The sequence below is a fragment of the Bacillus spizizenii TU-B-10 genome, from assembly GCF_000227465.1.
Lineage (GTDB): Bacteria > Bacillota > Bacilli > Bacillales > Bacillaceae > Bacillus > Bacillus spizizenii.
Genome location: NC_016047.1, coordinates 378,129 through 395,092, shown reverse-complemented (window position 1 = coordinate 395,092; position 16,964 = coordinate 378,129). Strand labels below are relative to the sequence as shown.

Annotated in this window: 16 protein-coding genes, 1 pseudogene and 1 other annotated feature; of the genes and pseudogenes, 2 read left to right on the top strand and 15 right to left on the bottom strand. The window is 47.5% G+C overall.

The window, feature by feature from the left end; all coding sequences use genetic code 11:
• Positions 1-39 precede the first annotated feature (39 nt).
• Positions 40-426: a YndM family protein gene (locus GYO_RS23840; protein ID WP_014112528.1), complete on the top strand. Its 387-nt coding sequence runs from the start codon at positions 40-42 to the stop codon at positions 424-426.
• A pseudogene (locus GYO_RS44030) lies at positions 398-460 on the top strand (hypothetical protein); the annotation flags it as partial. The gene GYO_RS23840 and the pseudogene GYO_RS44030, both read left to right, overlap by 29 nt.
• A gap of 20 nt (positions 461-480) precedes the next feature.
• Here the strand turns inward: GYO_RS44030 and GYO_RS23835 are convergent.
• From GYO_RS23835 to glnK, 15 genes are all read right to left on the bottom strand, one after another.
• A complete protein-coding gene (locus tag GYO_RS23835; protein ID WP_080010112.1) occupies positions 481-1,167 on the bottom strand; it encodes an ABC transporter permease in 687 nt (228 codons plus the stop codon).
• 18 nt (positions 1,168-1,185) lie between these two features.
• A complete protein-coding gene (locus GYO_RS23830) occupies positions 1,186-2,109 on the bottom strand; it encodes an ABC transporter ATP-binding protein (RefSeq protein WP_014112526.1) in 924 nt (307 codons plus the stop codon).
• 94 nt (positions 2,110-2,203) lie between these two features.
• A complete protein-coding gene (locus tag GYO_RS23825) occupies positions 2,204-3,136 on the bottom strand; it encodes a HAMP domain-containing histidine kinase (RefSeq protein WP_014112525.1) in 933 nt (310 codons plus the stop codon).
• 1 nt (position 3,137) lies between these two features.
• Positions 3,138-3,818, bottom strand: a complete 681-nt coding sequence (ycbL, locus tag GYO_RS23820) for a two-component system response regulator YcbL (RefSeq protein ID WP_079288281.1) — start codon at positions 3,816-3,818, stop codon at positions 3,138-3,140.
• A 96-nt stretch (positions 3,819-3,914) separates the two neighbouring features.
• Positions 3,915-4,853: a DMT family transporter gene (locus GYO_RS23815; RefSeq protein ID WP_014112523.1), complete on the bottom strand. Its 939-nt coding sequence runs from the start codon at positions 4,851-4,853 to the stop codon at positions 3,915-3,917.
• A 20-nt stretch (positions 4,854-4,873) separates the two neighbouring features.
• Entirely contained in the window at positions 4,874-5,035 is a 162-nt protein-coding gene (gene rtpA, locus GYO_RS23810) for an anti-TRAP regulator (RefSeq protein ID WP_014112522.1), read from the bottom strand.
• Between the two features lie 95 nt (positions 5,036-5,130).
• Positions 5,131-5,378: a binding site (T-box leader), on the bottom strand.
• Positions 5,379-5,434: 56 nt separating this feature from the next.
• A complete protein-coding gene (gene mphK / locus GYO_RS23805; protein ID WP_014112521.1) occupies positions 5,435-6,355 on the bottom strand; it encodes a macrolide 2'-phosphotransferase MphK in 921 nt (306 codons plus the stop codon).
• A gap of 275 nt (positions 6,356-6,630) precedes the next feature.
• A complete protein-coding gene (garD, locus tag GYO_RS23800) occupies positions 6,631-8,163 on the bottom strand; it encodes a galactarate dehydratase (protein WP_041520848.1) in 1,533 nt (510 codons plus the stop codon).
• Between the two features lie 91 nt (positions 8,164-8,254).
• On the bottom strand, positions 8,255-8,956 hold the full coding sequence (locus GYO_RS23795; RefSeq protein WP_014112519.1) for a FadR/GntR family transcriptional regulator: 702 nt from the start codon (positions 8,954-8,956) through the stop codon (positions 8,255-8,257).
• Positions 8,957-9,025: 69 nt separating this feature from the next.
• Positions 9,026-10,393 carry a glucarate dehydratase gene (gudD, locus tag GYO_RS23790; RefSeq protein ID WP_014112518.1) on the bottom strand — a complete coding sequence of 456 codons (1,368 nt, stop codon included), beginning with the start codon at positions 10,391-10,393 and terminating at the stop codon, positions 9,026-9,028.
• A gap of 36 nt (positions 10,394-10,429) precedes the next feature.
• Positions 10,430-11,797: a glucarate transporter GudP gene (gudP, locus tag GYO_RS23785; RefSeq protein ID WP_014112517.1), complete on the bottom strand. Its 1,368-nt coding sequence runs from the start codon at positions 11,795-11,797 to the stop codon at positions 10,430-10,432.
• Between the two features lie 84 nt (positions 11,798-11,881).
• A complete protein-coding gene (gene gucD / locus GYO_RS23780) occupies positions 11,882-13,348 on the bottom strand; it encodes an alpha-ketoglutaric semialdehyde dehydrogenase GucD (protein WP_014112516.1) in 1,467 nt (488 codons plus the stop codon).
• 32 nt (positions 13,349-13,380) lie between these two features.
• On the bottom strand, positions 13,381-14,307 hold the full coding sequence (kdgD, locus tag GYO_RS23775) for a 5-dehydro-4-deoxyglucarate dehydratase (protein WP_014112515.1): 927 nt from the start codon (positions 14,305-14,307) through the stop codon (positions 13,381-13,383).
• Between the two features lie 228 nt (positions 14,308-14,535).
• Positions 14,536-15,480, bottom strand: a complete 945-nt coding sequence (gene glnL, locus GYO_RS23770; RefSeq protein WP_014112513.1) for a glutamine utilization two-component system response regulator GlnL — start codon at positions 15,478-15,480, stop codon at positions 14,536-14,538.
• A gap of 10 nt (positions 15,481-15,490) precedes the next feature.
• Positions 15,491-16,723 carry a two-component system sensor histidine kinase GlnK gene (glnK, locus tag GYO_RS23765; RefSeq protein WP_044059170.1) on the bottom strand — a complete coding sequence of 411 codons (1,233 nt, stop codon included), beginning with the start codon at positions 16,721-16,723 and terminating at the stop codon, positions 15,491-15,493.
• Between the last annotated feature and the right edge of the window lie 241 nt (positions 16,724-16,964).

Below are 16,964 nucleotides of genomic sequence, written 5' to 3'. Positions count from 1 at the left end.
ATACATAACAAATCGAATCACAGAAGGAGGTACTTTGGAATGACACATGTGAAAGCGCTCGCGATTAAAGGTATTATGACGATTATTGTGTTGTATCTAGTGCTTGGTCTGGGCTTTGGTTTCACGTTTGGTGATACGCTCTTAATGACGATTGTGTTAGGAGTTATTTCTTATTTGCTGGGCGATCTTTATGTATTGCCGAGATGGAATAATATGATTGCGACTTTAGCTGATTTCGGTCTGGCCTTTCTCGTCATTTGGCTGATGGGCATGCCGCTTTCTATGGGGATGACTGGCGGTGAAGTAGCATTGGCGGCTTTATTCGGCGCGATCGCCATGGCAATCGGTGAATATTGCTTCCACTTCTATATGATGAGCAAAGAGATTGGCAAGAAGCATTATCTTGAAACAAGAACAGATTCATAGTAGAAAGGCCGGTGCTGGCAGCATCGGCCTTTTATGAATAATGGGCGCCTTTGTTTACGCATCCTGCTTGTCTGCGTTCCTGATCGCCATATAGGAAAAAACTAAACCGAAAGCCGCCAAAGATAATGGGATATAAACAACAGACGAAATGGAGAAACCCGGGCTTGTTGAACTGATGAGCATAACAATCACTACAGACGAAATGATGGTTGCCGGAACCGAGTGTTTACGCATCCCAAAAAAGATGGGAACTAAACTGGTTCCAGCGGCGCCAAAAGCGAAAACCGCCATTTTTATGGCCTGCTGAGAAATGATCTCGGAAGTAAGCTCTCCCGGTATGAAATGGTAGATCGAGTTCAGCCAAAAGAAACCGGCGGCTATGAATATATTTGATAGTAAAATCGTGATAAACGTCAGTCCGCCCGCGATCATGAGCTTAGCAGTGAGCAGCTTTTTCCGGCTGATTGGGTACGTGAACATCACAAGAATGGTTTTGTTTTTATATTCCGAAATCACCAGTTTTGCGATCAGCACTGCGCCAAAAACGATAAATACCGCTCTGACGAAAGTGCCTATGATGAGAAACGCTTCCTCCGTGCTTTGGAACGAAACCCCGCTTTCGGCTTTTTCGGAATAGCAGATCAGCCACAAAAAGCCCATGATGATCAAGTTGGCAATGAGGGCACCTCTGACATACCAGCCCATCTTCATTTTTCTTAATTCGATTCTGATCAAATTCATCAACGTGTCTCTCCTCCTTTACGCACCGATGCTATTGCCGTTGATCAAGTTGATAAAATAATCCTCCAGGGACGTATACTTTTTGTTCATTGATTCAATGTCTACATCATTCAAAATCAACGCTTTGGATATGGCAGACTGAGAGACTTCAGCCTCGTAAATTCGAATCGTTTTCTCATTTAAGATTTTAAAGTTAGTTACATGCAGTTCCTTCTCCAGCACAAAGCAGGCCCTTGTCTGATTCGGTGTGACAAGCTCGATGTATTCAGTGTTCTGGCCTCTTACATCTTCCATTGACACTTCTTCAAGCAGCCTGCCGTCCCGAATGACGCCAATCGTGTCCGCAATTTGTTCGATTTCACTCAGCAAGTGGCTTGAGATCAGCAGCGTCATACCGTACTCTTTGCTCAGCACTTGAAACAATTGCCTGATCTTTTTGATGCCGATAGGGTCAAGACCATTCACCGGCTCATCCAAAATAAGCAGATCAGGCTTCGTGAGGATCGCACGCGCAATCCCAAGGCGCTGCTTCATCCCGAGCGAAAATGTTTTGACGGGCTTCTTGTCGATTTGTTTTAAATTCACCATATCCAGCACTTCTTGAATGGCTTTTTTATTGTGGTATCCCATGTATTCACAATGCAGATCTAAATTTTCTGCAGCTGACAGGTTTTCATAAAAAATCGGATATTCAATCATGCTGCCAATGTTCCCCAGCACCTCGTATGACGTGTGGGTGAGCTTGTTCCCTAGGATGCTGATTTCACCGCTTGTCGGTTTGACAAGGCTCGTCAGCATTTTCATAATGGTTGTTTTACCCGCTCCGTTTGGGCCGAGAAAGCCATAAATTTCGCCTTTTTTAATATGCATGCTGACATTGGAGACAACTTCTTTGCCCTGATACGTTTTGGTCAGTCCGTTTGTTTGTACGATATAAGCCAACTTTGTTTCTCCTTCCCTCTCTTTTCCTGTTTCCTATTGTAGCGGCGAGCCCTGTCATTTTTATTTCTCAAATCTTAAGAAACTCTTACGTTTGTTAATATGTCATTCGTTTCAATGTAATCGTAAATGCAGTCCGTTCGTACGGTTTGCTTTGAACGGAGATGGCGCCTCCCATTTTTTCTGTAAGCCGTTTCGTGATGGTTAAACCGAGACCGCTTCCTTGAAATGCTTTATTTCTTGATTCTTCAAGTGTGTACAGCCTCTCAAACACACGCTGCTGATCGGTCTCACTGATCCCTTTTCCCCGATCCCATACAGTGACGGCAATGTTCGTCTCATCATAGGACAGCGTCATGCCGATAAACTTGCCGGCCGCGCCATATTGAATCGCATTGGATAATAGGTTTTGCAGGATTCTGTCCAGTGCCTCTTCATTCGCCTGCGCATACACCGGCGTATCCGGGATATCGATGGCAGCTTGAAAGCCTTTTGACTGAACAGCGTCATAATAGTGCAGGATATTTCGTTTGCATATGTCGTTCATATGTATTTTAGCGATTGGAATGTCTTTATCTTCAGATTCTAATTTGGCCAAATCAAAAAAGGAGTTGATCATCTGAATGAGTTCATTTGTTTTCTGGCGGAGCTTCCCCAGCAATCTTTCCCACTCTTCGTCCGGCATGTCCGGGTCACTTTGAATGGTTTCGATATAACCGAGAATGACCGTTAACGGCGTTTTAAGATCGTGCGACATATTGGTCAGCATCCGCTTCATGGATTGCTCTGTTTTGGCAAACTGGGCGCTGAGCTGCTGACGATTCTCAACGAGTAGATTGATGTTGACAAGCAAGTCTTTGAGTGCCTGATTGTCTGTATGAAGCAAAATTTGCCCTGCCGAATCCCGATTGAGCATGGCGCCAAGCTGTTCTGCCGTGTATGCCAGATTCCTGTCCCGCTTCTTTTTCATCATGAATTGAATCACATTCAGACACACCAGAACGATGACAGCGATCCATAACACTGCCATTCTAAAACTCTCCTAATTTATAACCGATGCCCCATAACGTTTTAATATATTGAGGTGAAGAGGGATCATCTTCAATCTTTTCTCTAAGCCGCCGCATATGTACGTTAATGATGTTTTGATCGCCAAAGTACTCTTCATTCCACACGGAACGGTAGATTTGTTCTTTCGTAAACACTTTTTTAGGATTTGCCGCAAATAGGCATAGCAGCTGCCATTCTGTTGACGTCAGCTGAAGCGGTTCTCCGTTTTTCATAACCGAGACATTGTCTATATCTATCGTAAGCTGATGAATCCGGACCACCTTATTCTCAGCCGGTTCCTCCGCCGAATATTGCGTCGCCCGTCGTATCGCGGCTTTTACCCTGGCTGTCAGCTCAATCATTGAAAACGGTTTGGCGATATAATCATCCGCCCCAAACCCCAGTCCCAATGCCTTGTCCACATCCCCGTCTTTTGCTGAAATCATCAAAACCGGAATATTGCTTTGTTCCCGGATGATTTTCAGAAAATCCATGCCGTTCAGCTTCGGGAGCATGATATCAAGGAGAATCAAATCGTATGAATCCTGCTTAAACAGCCGGATACCTTCTTCTCCGTCGAAAGCATGCACCATCTCAAAGCCTTCTTTTGCTAAATAATGATCCACCATTTCACTGATTGAATGGTCGTCCTCCACAAGCAATATGCGCTGCATCTTCTCACCTAACCTTTGTAAAATCAAAAAACACACACGTGATTACACTTATTGTAATTGAAAAACGTGTGTGTTTTACAAAAATTATTCATTTTTTCCTAATTTCAGTTTTCTATATTCCATGCCCGTTATGACAATGAATACGGCGGCACATCCAATGGCTTGAATAAGCTGGAGCCGCTCGCCGAGAAATAAAGCTCCAAAGAAAATCGTCAGGACAGGCCCTGCCATTGAAATGGCGGCGGCTCGCAGTGCCCCGATCCGTTTTATGCCCTCAAGCATCAGCACAAATGGAATCACAGTGGAGACGACTGCGATTAACACAAACAAACCGTACACATCAAGCGAATATGCTGCCATTGGCGTATTCATGCCGACCGCCGCCTTTATGCCTGTGTAAAGCATCATGGCCGCTCCGGCTGCTGTCATCCCATATGCATTGAGACGGATGCCGCCGATTTGATGGACGAGATGCCCAGAAAGGACAAGAAAACCAGCATAGACGGCCGAGGACAACAAAATAAATACAGCTCCAATCCTATTCGTCTGAAAAAGCTCAGCATTCCAGCCGCCCAGCGCAAGGAAAAGACCGAACATGACCGCCAGCACTGCGAAAAGGTCCTGAATTGAACCCATTTTCCGGTCACGACACGCGGTGAATCCGAATACAAACAACGGATAGCTCATCAGCAATATACGTTCAACCATTGCGGATACATGGTTCAGCCCGATAAAATCAAGCAAGGGAGACAGAAAAAAACAAAACACTCCCGCGACACACGCTCTCCATCGGTCTCCTTTTTTCATACCGTCTGGCATTGGAGGACGGTATAACCAAAAAATCAGCCAAAACAGCGGAACAGCAAACAGCTGCCTGTATAACAATACCGCGTCTGGCTCAGCACCCATTTCATATCCCCATTTAATCCAAATCGATTTAGACGCAAAACAGGCCGTTCCGATCAGCAAAAAAACCGTACCTGCTGCGGCTTTGTGAATCTTACTCTGCTCTTCTACTCTCATCTCAGCTCAGCTTTTCTCCTTTACTTGTTCAAATGCTTTTGTATAAAATGCAGAAGCGTATTTCCTTGAGCAGTCAGAATAACACCCTTCCCGCCGCATGCGGGACAAGGTTTCCCTTCGCTTTCTCCTGTTCTATCACATTCAGGACACGCGACCTCTAAATCATCAGTTGCTATGACCATTTGAATTCTCCTTTCCTATTGATCTGTTATGCACCACCAGCCATCATCCATTGGCCGTCACCTCCTTTAAGAAACACAAAAAACCCCCGTCCTATACAAAGGACGAGGGTCTCGCGGTACCACCTTTATTAACAGCTATACAGCTGTTCACTCTCAGTACAGAAAACATCCGTTTCGATACTCCTCTCTTGGTAACGGGGAGAGAATCCCGGCTTCGCCTACTATCCGTTCAGCAAAGCAATTCAGAAGCCCATTCGGCATCAGGGGAGGGCCGGTTCACACCTGCCACCGACTCTCTGAACCTCCACACTGCTGCGTACTTACTCTTCCTCACGATTGTTGATCCGTTCTTTTGTTAGTAAAAATTATAATACTCGGTTCATTTAAAGAAGTCAATTCTTAATCCGATTTTACGCCAAGTGCTTCCAGCGCCATTTTGATGTGCCCCTCCTGCTGTGTCTGCAGAGCAAACTTGGCAACTTCCAGCGGGTATGCCGCCTGCATCTCTGAGATGTGTTCCTGCATTTTCGCCCATATGCGGCCGCCTGCTCGATCATAGTATTCAAGCAAACGGGCGGTTTCCTCTTCCCCGAACAGCATTTGAAAAAAGATAAAATCTTTTGCGGGATCGGCGACTTTGGCTTCTGTCCAATCCAGAAGACCTGTTACATGTTCGTTTTGGCCAATCAAAATATGCGGCGGGTGGAGATCGCCGTGTATCAGCGCGGAGAAACCCGGCCAGTATGCATCATCATTTATCCACGTTTGCCATCTTTCCCACAGCTGCTTAGATACGCCTAGCTTATTCTTTACATCAACCATCGATTCAGCTGTCATTTTCCTGAAATTCTCTGGCATAATCACTTCTATTCCGGATTGGCCGGCAGATGTTTGATCCATGCCATGTAATTCTGCCAGTATCTCGGCAAGTGTATGAACAAAGCCGTCTGATGGCGGCTGATGATTCATATTCCATACATACTGTTTCTGTTCCAAATCAATCCCAGCGGCTGGCGTTCCTTCCAACATTGGGTAAGCGATCAATTCCGGTGTGTGAATGTTCCAATCCGGCACATCAGCTGTAAGATTCGCGCGGAGAAAGGCAAGCGTTCTGCCTTCTGAAGCTGCTCTATCCACAACATCACTTCGCCGCGGTTTTCGCAGCACCCATGACATACCTGTATCGTCCTCGGCAAATACAACTTGAAAATCCATTCCAGTCTCATTCAATTGCGCGTTTTCGGAGTGAACCGCCAAACCTTGGTTACGTGCGAGTCCGACAATTTCAGTGATAAGCTTTTTCTCGTTCTGGTTTGTCATCTCTTTTCCCCTTTCTCATACTCTGCCTGTCGTAGAGTGAAGGGATGTTTTGAAGGCACAAAAAAGAGGGCAGCATCGCCTCCCTCTTTTTTTGACAATATAAGGGCTCATACATAGGCAGATTCATCCCGATTCTCTGCACTCAGGCGAGAGTCGCTCACTATTGAATTCGTGTCAATCGGAATCTAATGAATGCCATGTCGGAACCCCTCCGTTCTTTGATGCTGATTATCATTTTACATCATATTCCAATTTCAATCTGCTAGAACAATAAATCAAGTCACTGGGGCAGGATTAAACAAGCACAAATCATTATGAAGGCCCCAACGGTCCGCCCACGTTTGTTTGCGGCCGCTTGCCACATCCAAAATCGTCCTGAATATCTCCCAGCCTACGTCTTCAATACTTGCCTCACCTGTCGCGATTCGCCCGGCATTAATATCGATTAAATCCGCCCAATGCTCTGATAATGAATGCCGTGTCGATACTTTCAGCACCGGGGCAGCGGCCAGGCCGTACGGTGTTCCCCTTCCTGTCGTAAAAACCTGCAGATTCATGCCTGCCGCCAGCTGAAGGGTACCGCACACGAAATCGCTTGCCGGTGTCGCCGCGAACAGCAGGCCTTTTTGCTCCGCCTTTTCACCTGGGCCGAGCACGCCGGAGATGGGGCTTGTGCCTGATTTCGCTACCGAGCCTAACGCTTTTTCCACCACATTGGATAACCCGCCTTTTTTATTGCCTGGTGACGGGTTCGCGCTTCGGTCCGCTTCCCCCCGCCGGAGATAGCTGTCATACCACTTCATCTCTTCGATCAGCGAATGTCCGACCTCTTCACTCACAGCCCGCGGCGTTAATAAATGAATCGCATCCCGCACCTCTGTCACTTCAGAAAATAAAACCGTCGCACCTGCGCGAACCAATAAATCAGCTGCATACCCCACCGCAGGGTTTGCCGTCACGCCTGAAAACGCATCACTGCCGCCGCATTGCAGACCAATGACAAGATCAGAAACAGGGCAGGTCACACGGGTTCTGCTGTTCAACCTGATTAACCGTTCCTCCGCCATTTCCAAAATGGATTGAATCATTGCCGCAAAACCTTGGTGATCCTGAAGTGATAGAATGTCATCCTGATTCTCAGAGGCAATTCTTGTCGGGAGGAGCTTTTCACATCCTAATCCGATCACCATCACTTCTCCGCCAAAGTTCGGATGCTTCGCCAGATTTTGAATCGTGCGAATCGGAATGATGGCATCCGGCGCATTGATCGCCACACCGCATCCATATTGATGATGCAGCGGTACAACATCATCGACATTTGGATATTTCGGCAGCAGCTCTTCTTTTATCCGTTTGACTGCATAATCCAAAACGCCAACGACACATTGAACACTTGTGGTGATACCGAGGATATTTTTCGTCCCCGCACTACCGTCCGCATTTCGATACCCTTCAAACGTGTAGCCTTCAAGAGGCGGCAGCGATTTGGGCACTCTGTTTGCGAGAGGAAGATCGTCTAAAGCCGGAGGAGCGGGCATTCTTAGGAGGGCTTCCCTTATCCAGCTCCCGCGTTTGATCGTCTCATCGGCAAATCCGATCACCTCCCCGTAACGCACGATTTCATCTCCTTGATTCAGGTCGGTTAAGGCCACCTTATGGCCTTGAGGGACATCCTCTTTAAGTACGAGCCCGCATGAAAAAACAGTGCCCTTTGGCAGTCCTCCGTCATTAACAATAATCGCCGTGTTATCTTTTTCATTCACTTTGATGTAAAGGGGCGCTTGGTTTTGCCTGAGGTTCATCGCCATATAAAAATCACTCCTCATATCATAGTAAGCGTTTTCTAAATCGGTTCAAAAAAACCGCAGCTCTTTCGGTTCAACTGCGGCTTCTCTACAATTATTTCTCATCCATGCCCTTCAGAATTTTGTCACGGACAAATTTCAGATGCTCATACATGTGGTAATGCGCTTTGTAAGGGTCTCTTTTGGCAAGAGCGTCGTAGATTTTTTTATGATATTCGACCGTTATATCCCTCTCCCTGTACGGAATCTGGCTGTCAATTTTCGCATGGGTGATCAGCAGGGATTGAATCATCCCTTCGACAACGGGATTATTGGCACTTAACGCAATAATTCGATGGAATTCTTTATCTGCTTCACCATAAAGATTGTCAGTGCTGTTGGCGATGTCGTCGATTGTCTTCTGCAAACGCTGAAGCTCATCCTCATTGATTTTTTCCGCGGCAATCGTCACAAGTCCGAGTTCTAACGCCATCCGCGCTTCAATGATAGCCGGAAGATTATCAGTGGCCAAGGCAAGCATGACGGAAAATGGCTGCATGCCGATTTTATCGTTGAAATACGTGCCGCCGCGGGTTTTTCTCGTAATGACGCCTAGTGTTTCAAGTGAACTCAGCGCCTCCCGAAGCACCGGCCTGCTGACATGCAAAATGTCCATCAGTTCCATTTCTGTCGGCAATTTGTCTCCGGCCTTTAACTGTCCGCTCGACAATAAATGGACAATCCGTTCAATGACCTGCTTGGCTAATGTTTTCCGATTGACTGTATCGACTTTCAGATCTTCTAAACCTTCGTACACGAACAACTCTCCCTTCAGTTGTTCAATTGTAAGACAAAATAGTTGATATGACAATATTTACAATCAAACTTATCTCACAAGACACGGGCGTTTCCGGTCGAACTCCCAGTTGCTGATCAGAAACTGCATAGGGACCGCATCATTCCGCGCGCCTAAATTCATTTTTCGATAGAGTTCATGGGCTTTTTCCACTTGTTCCATATCAATGTCAATACCAAGACCGGGCTTATTCGGCACCTTGACACAACCCTCAGAAATCTCAAAAGGCTGTTTCGTTAAACGCTGCCCGTCCTGCCAGATCCAATGGGTATCAATCGCCGTGATGCGTCCCGGAGCCGCTGCTGCCACATGGGTAAACATCGCAAGGGAGATATCAAAGTGGTTGTTGGAGTGGGAGCCCCATGTCAAACCCCAATCATGGCACATTTGCGCAACCCGCACCGAACCCTGCATCGTCCAGAAATGAGGATCAGCCAGCGGAATATCCACCGCATGAAGCTGGATCGCGTGACCCATTTCCCGCCAGTCGGTCGCAATCATATTTGTCGCAGTTGGAAGGCCTGTCGCGCGGCGGAATTCAGCCATTACTTCTCGGGCGGAGTAGCCGTTCTCATCCCCGCACGGATCTTCCGCATACGCGAGCACATCATGCTTACCTTTGCATAATGCAATAGCTTCCTCTAATGACCATGCCCCGTTCGGATCAAGAGTGATCCTTGCCTCCGGAAAACGTTTCGCTAATGCGGTGACAGCTTCGATTTCATCCTCTCCCCGCAGCACCCCGCCTTTCAGCTTAAAATCCTGAAAGCCGTAGCGCTCCTGCGCGGATTCAGCAAGACGTACAATGGCCTCTGGGGTCAGTGCTTCCTCATGGCGGAGACGGAACCACCCACAATCTGACTGCTCATCGCTTTGATACGGCAGGGTCGTCTGCTTTCGATCGCCGATGTAAAAGAGGTAGCCGAGCATTTTCACTTCATCACGCTGCTTCCCTTCGCCAAGCAAAGCCGCGACCGGTTCCTGAAGAAACTTTCCAAGCAAATCTAACAAAGCCGCTTCCAGCGCTGTGACGGCATGTACCGTGGTGCGCAAGTCAAACGTCTGTATGCCGCGTCCTCCCCTGTCCTGATCGGCAAACTGCTTTCTGACCGTTTGCAATATCGACTGGTACGCACCAATGGATTTTCCGACAACAAGCGGCTCTGCCAGCTCGAGTGTGCGGCGTATCTGTTCTCCGCCAGGCACCTCGCCGACACCCTGATTTCCGCTGCTGTCAGTTAAGATCACGATATTCCGGGTGAAAAATGGGCTATGCGCGCCGCTCAGATTCAGCAGCATGCTGTCATGTCCCGCAACAGGGATCACCTTCATCTCACAAATTGAGGGAATATTCGATCTCTTTTCTTTTTGAACCTGCTCTTGTATTGGTGAACTCATCTATTTTCCTCCTCTTATAAAGCGCTTTCATAAATGTTAGACAGGCAGTGATTGATCAGGGTCCTGCTCTTGTTTCTTTAACACGACCCGTTTGATCGGCCCGACCAGCAGCAAATAGCTAAGGATCGCCGCAACCGCGTTAGCGCCGACAAACACGAGCGCGCCATTAAAAGATCCTGTGGCATTCACGATGTAGCCGATAATAATCGGTGTTGTAATCGAGGCAATATTTCCGAACGTGTTGAACAAACCGCCGCTTAACCCTGCACACTCTTTCGGAGACGTGTCCGACACGACAGCCCATCCCAATGCGCCGAAGCCTTTTCCGAAAAACGCAAGTGACATAATGACAACGACGAGCCACGCTGAATCCGTGTAGTTGCAGATGATCATACTGCAAGACAGCAGCATGCCGACAATGATCGGCGCTTTTCTTGCAAAGGTCAGCGAACGGCCTTTTTTGAGTAAAATGTCTGACACAATGCCCCCAAGCACGCCGCCGGCAAATCCGCACAGCGCCGGAAGAGAAGCGACAAACCCAGCTTCAAGAATAGACATGCCGCGGGCCTGAACCAAATATACCGGAAACCATGTGAGAAAGAAATAGGTGAGAGTCGTAATGCAATATTGCGCGATGTACACGCCAATCAGCATGCGGTTCGTTAACAGCTGCTTGATATACGGCCAGTTCGATTCTGTTTCTTTCTTGCTTTTGTTGTCATCCATGGAAATCAGCCCGCCGCCCTGTTCGATGTACGCAAGCTCGGCTTCATTGACCTTTGGATGTTTTTTCGGTTCATACACCGTTTTCAGCCAGATAACAGCCAGAAGAATACCCGCGGCACCCATGACAACAAAGACAGAATGCCAGCCGAAAGAGTGGGTGAGCCAGCCCATTAAAGGAGAAAAAATGACGATTGCGAAGTATTGAGCTGAATTAAAAAAGGCTGAAGCTGTCCCGCGCTCGGAGCTTGGGAACCATGAGGCAACAACTCTGCCGTTTCCGGGAAATGAAGGCGCTTCGGACAAGCCGACCAGAAAACGCAGTGCAAACAGCAGGATAATCGCTGTGCCGGCGGAGAAAAAACCAATCGCCCCTTGCAGCAGCGTAAAAAACGACCAGAAAAAGATGCTTAACGCAATGACAGTCTTTGAACCAAACCGGTCCAGCAGCCAGCCGCCCGGAAGCTGCCCGATGACATAGGCCCAGCCAAAAGCAGAAAAGACATATCCCATGGCGACCGAGTCCAATCCCAAATCATGCTGGACGGAATCTCCGGTGATGGAAAGCGTCGCCCGATCCGCGTAGTTAATAGAGGTCACAAGAAACAGCATAAACACGATGAACCAGCGCACAGACGTTTTTTTGTCCGCCGGCGAAACATTCGCATAGTCTTTTTTCATAGTATCTTCTCCTTTTCAAAGTAGAGAATCATATGCTGGTTGTGATAAAGCTGGGAAAGAGACGTCCGCCTCTTTCCAGCATCATTACGGCTTCACAAAAACGGTTTTGATCGCCGTGAAAAAGTCTTTCGCTGCCTCACCCTGTTCGCGGGAGTGCGAGCTCGACTGCTTCATGCCGCCAAAAGGCGCCTGAAGCTCAACACCCGCGCTTTCCGCGTTAATCCGGACAAGCCCGGCGTCAATTTCATCAACGAATGAAAGCATTCGGCCGATGTTTTGCGTGAAAATGGATGCGCTTAAGCCGAACTTCACATCATTGGCGATGTCCAGTGCCTCCTCCATCGAGTCAACCTTGATCAGGGCGATCACCGGACCGAAAATTTCTTCTTGGGCAATCGTCATCTCAGATGTCACATTGTCAAAAATGGCAGGCTGAACATAATAGCCGTTTTGATACTTTCCGTCCTCCAGCTTTTCTCCTCCAATCAAAAGGGAAGCGCCCTCCTGTTTGCCTTTCTCAATGTACGACAGGCAGTTATCCAGCTGATTCTTGCTGGCAATTGGCCCCATCCAGACATCCTCTTTTAAGCTATCTCCGATCTTAATATCCTTTGTGCGCTGGAGCAGTTTTTCTTTAAAACGGTCGTAAATTCCACTTTGCACGATGACGCGGCTTGTCGCAGTGCACTTCTGGCCGGTTGAACGGAAGGCACCCGTAATAACAGCCTCTGCTGCAGCTTCAAGGTCAGCGTCATCAGCTACGATGACTGGATTTTTTCCGCCCATTTCCAGCTGATATTTGGCTCCTCTCGCTAAAGCGGCTTGCCCAATGATTTTCCCGACTTGATTTGAACCGGTAAACGTAATGGCGTTTACACCTTCATGCTCAGCAAGTCCCTGCCCGACAACAGAACCCGGGCCTGTCACCAAATTGATGACTCCTGCCGGGAGCCCCGCTTCTTCAAAGCAGGCAATGATCTTCGCGCATGTAACGGCTGTTTCAGTCGCCGGTTTGATGACAACGGTATTGCCGTACACCAATGCCGGGGCCATTTTCCAAATCGGAATCGCCACCGGGAAATTCCACGGAGAAATCACGCCAACCACACCGAGCGGAACACGGGTGGTGAACATGAGCGCATCTTTGTCAGTAGATGGAATGACGTCACCCGTTTTGCGCATGCCCTCTCCGGCGTAATAGCGCAGAATCGCAATTCCGCGAGCTGTTTCCCCTTTCGCTTCCGGCAGTGTTTTTCCCATCTCACGCGTCGCGCAGGCGGCGATTTCCTCCAAGCGCTGCTCCATAATATCCGCCGTTTTGTATAAGTATTGGCCCCGCTCGGCACCCGTCAGCTTTCTCCAAGCCGTTTTGGCTTCATTGGCGGCGGCGACTGCCCGTTCCACATCATCAGCTGTTGAATTCTGTACATAGCCGACAATATCATTCACATCCGCAGGGTTTTCGACCTTGACCATATCGCCTGATTGAGACTTAACCCACTCTCCATTAATAAAGTTGAGATACGTGTTTTGTTCCGTGATCACAGACATGCCCATTGCCCCTTTCATATTTTTTCTGTTCATCAAACCGTCGCGGCTTTTTTCGGAAAACGGTCTGCCGCCTGCTTCAAAATCGCTTCCAATTGCTGATAATGATCTTTTTCAACTGGGCCGACAGGCGGTCTGGCTGTGTTTCTCACATTCAATCCCATGATCTCCATGCCCGCTTTAATCAAAGATACGGCATATCCTTTTCGTTGTTTGCGAATGTCGTTGATCGGAAGAATCACATGCTGATAGAGCTCCTTCACCAGCTCGTCATCTCCGTTCTTCAATGCATCATAGAACATCCGGGAAATATGCGGGATATAATTTGAAATCGCTGAAGAATAGGAGTGAAACCCGATCGGCAGGTAAGCCGGCATCGTCACTTCAGCCATCGGCATTCCGTTAAGCCATCCTAAACGGTCGCCGAGCGTATAGACGAGGTTAATATTCAAATCCATATTCCCCACCCCGTCCTTCACACCGACAAGCTGTTCAAACTCGGTCAGCCGCTTGATCTGTTCAACAGAGAGAACGGCATTATCGCGCTGATACAGAATCGCATTCAGATCGGTGCTTTCAATAATCGTTTTCGCATACTGATACAGCCCCTCCTGTTCGCCATGCACCAAATACGGAGGCAGGATCAAGTAGCCGTCGGCGCCTTTTTTCTCCGACAGCTGCGCCCATTCAAGCGCTGTGCTGAGGTTGCCGCCCACCCCCGTGTAAACCGGCACCTTTCCTCCGGCTGCAGAGATTGCGACTTCCACCATTTGCTCGTATTCTTTCTGGCTGAGAGATTGAAATTCACCAGACCCGCAAGCGATAAAAATCGCTTCCAAGCCTTCTTCCAGCAAAAACTCGATATTTTGAAAAAGAGCTTCTTCCTCCAGTTTTCCTTGTGTGTTAAAAGGTGCAACCGGAAAACCTAAAATTCCAGCGGGTGCTTTTCTAATACGGCTCATCAACATAACCTCCTGTTATTTGTGTATACAGCCCCTGACTGAAAGCGCTTTTATTGTTTTTTGGTTTCACATCCGCTCCTTCCCTCCATCCTTTTGTTTAATTGTAAGACAAATAAACAATAAGTCAATAACTTTATTTTCTGATATTTTATAAAAAAACAGGAAATCGCTGTCCCGCCGTGGTTCCGGCACAACAAAAAAACAGCCGGAACAGCCGGCTGTTTTGGGTTACATCCTTCTTTGTTTCATCGTCTCGTGCAAAAGCTTCGCTTCCAAAAAGAACACGTGGATGAATTTTTTCATATTTACTCTTGCAGGGGCGAGAGGTTTTGCATCCTTGGATTGGAGTTCTTTCATTTTCAGGCTGACAACCGGAAAATCAAAGAATTTCGATGCATAGGTTTCAAATTTCGGATTAGAAAAATCAGTTGTGCCCAATGAAGCAAAATGGTGCAGTGAATGGATAATCGCTCTGCGGATGCGCTGCTCCGAGGCTTTCATTTCTCGATTGACTTCCGTTTCGGATGCCCCTGCCCCCAGCTTCCGTTCCGCTACTTGGGTGAAGATCTGTTTGAGCGAAGGGATATGTTTTTCGTACGGCTCAGATTGCTCATGTTCTGCTAAATACTGTAGCACCGCCATGAGATCATGTGCGCCGCCTTCCCCCATCATGCCCAGCTCAGACAACAGGAATGTTCCTGCTTCTTTTAAGCCGCTGTCACTTTGCTGCTGAGGACGCGCTTTCTGTTCAGTTCGATTGACAAGCCGGCTTAGAGAGTGCTGAATAGCCCCAATCGATTGCTCAAGCTCGATCCGCTCCTTCACCTTTTGAAGGACCGTGACAATTTCAATGCGGTTAATTGGCTTATGGATAAAATATTCGATGCCGAGCGAGTACGCTTCCCCGACCATTTCCTTCGCTTCCACTTGAGAGATCATCACGATTTTGCCGGAGTACGTATGCTGGAGCTGGCGAATCGTCTCAATGCCGTCTCTTCCGGGCATTAACAGATCGATTAATAAAATATCAATCTGCTTGAAATGCAGCAAATGCCCTTCTACCTGGCTCCCGTCGTCCGCTTCACCAACAGCTTCCCCGAGATCCTCATCTTCAATGATCTGCCTTAAAATTGACCGTACTGCACGGTCATCATCAGCGATAAAAAAACGCATAGCTTTCGGTTCATCCTTTCTGAATCAAATGCCGGACAGGCAGCCTGATGGCAAACACCACTCCCCGCTGCTGATTATCAAACGTAATATCCCCATCTAGTTCAGTCACTATTTCCTTCACGTAGGAAAGTCCGATTCCCGTAGAAGGCGTGCCAAATTCGTCATATTTTGAAGTAAAGCCCGGGTCAAACACTATGTCTCCTATTTTTTCAGAAATACCGGGACCATTGTCTTCCACCTGGAATTCTACCATACTCTCATTTGGCCTACGGAGCCTCAGGCTGATCATCCCCTCTTCTCCCATGGCCTCTACCGCATTTGCCGTTAGATTATTAATGATCGAAAGCACGATAAATACGTGATATTCGTCATGTTCTCCCTCTATCGAGCAGTGAAAATCAATCTGCTTTTCCAGTGCTTCAGCGTACTTTTCATTCATTCGAATCACAAGCTGCAGCAAATCAGAAGCCCTCATATAATCTCTTAAGCTCTCATTAGAAATCAGTTTTGAAAGCCCTGCGAATATCCGCTGGTTGTCCTTTTTCACTTCATGAATTTCTCCGGCCAGCCTCAGGATTCTTCCGCTGAGCTGATCATCCTCGCCCTTCACTTCCCGATAGAGCTGATACGAATCGTTCGTCACTTTCTCTGTCGTTTTCAATGTCTTTTTTAAATGCACCGTTTCTTCATATAAATTGGAAACGATCATCAGCATGTGCTCATGCTGTTGTCTTGTCTGTTTTTCTCTAGACTGCGTTTCATACAGCTTCAGCACAGTATAAAAGCTCATGACGATAAATGTGTGAGAAATCGCAATCACTGCGATATCCGTGATTTTCTCAGGCGTGACAACCGTATGAAAAATGAGAAACTGCACAGCCAGCTCGACACAATCTGACACAATTTCAATCATAAAGCCGATAAAACCGAGCATAACCGGCCGCTCGCGGAAACGATTAGCCTTTAATACGGAAAACAGACAGTCGTAAGTCATATAAAAGAAAAAGCCAGACGCTTGGTCATACAGAATCGGAGTCAGTCCACTGTGTCCCCCGCCCCATAATTCCAGCAAGACGCGAAAGACGAAAACAGCCGCTCCAGTCAGAAAACCCGGCAGCACAGCGGGCACATGCCGCAGCAACGATAAAAAGAAGAAAAAAACCGGTGCGCCAAAGCTGACCCGGAATTCTTCATTGAGGGGATAAAATTTCAGTTCACCGGCCAGCGGCACCGTAATCAGCATGAGAGCCAGTATATATCCGTCTTTTTCAAAGAAACGTTCCAGTTTTATGATGATCACATCCTCGCTTCTATTTTGGGGAAATGGCAGAAAACCTGCAAATTTCTTTTGACCCAGAACATGAGGTTTTTATAAATCTTACGGCTTATTTTCAAAATGTTTTTGTCGTATTTTGTATGATTCTGTAGTCGCCATTATACAGTAAATATACCTTCCGCTTTTATGAAAGCGTTTAATGCCCCTT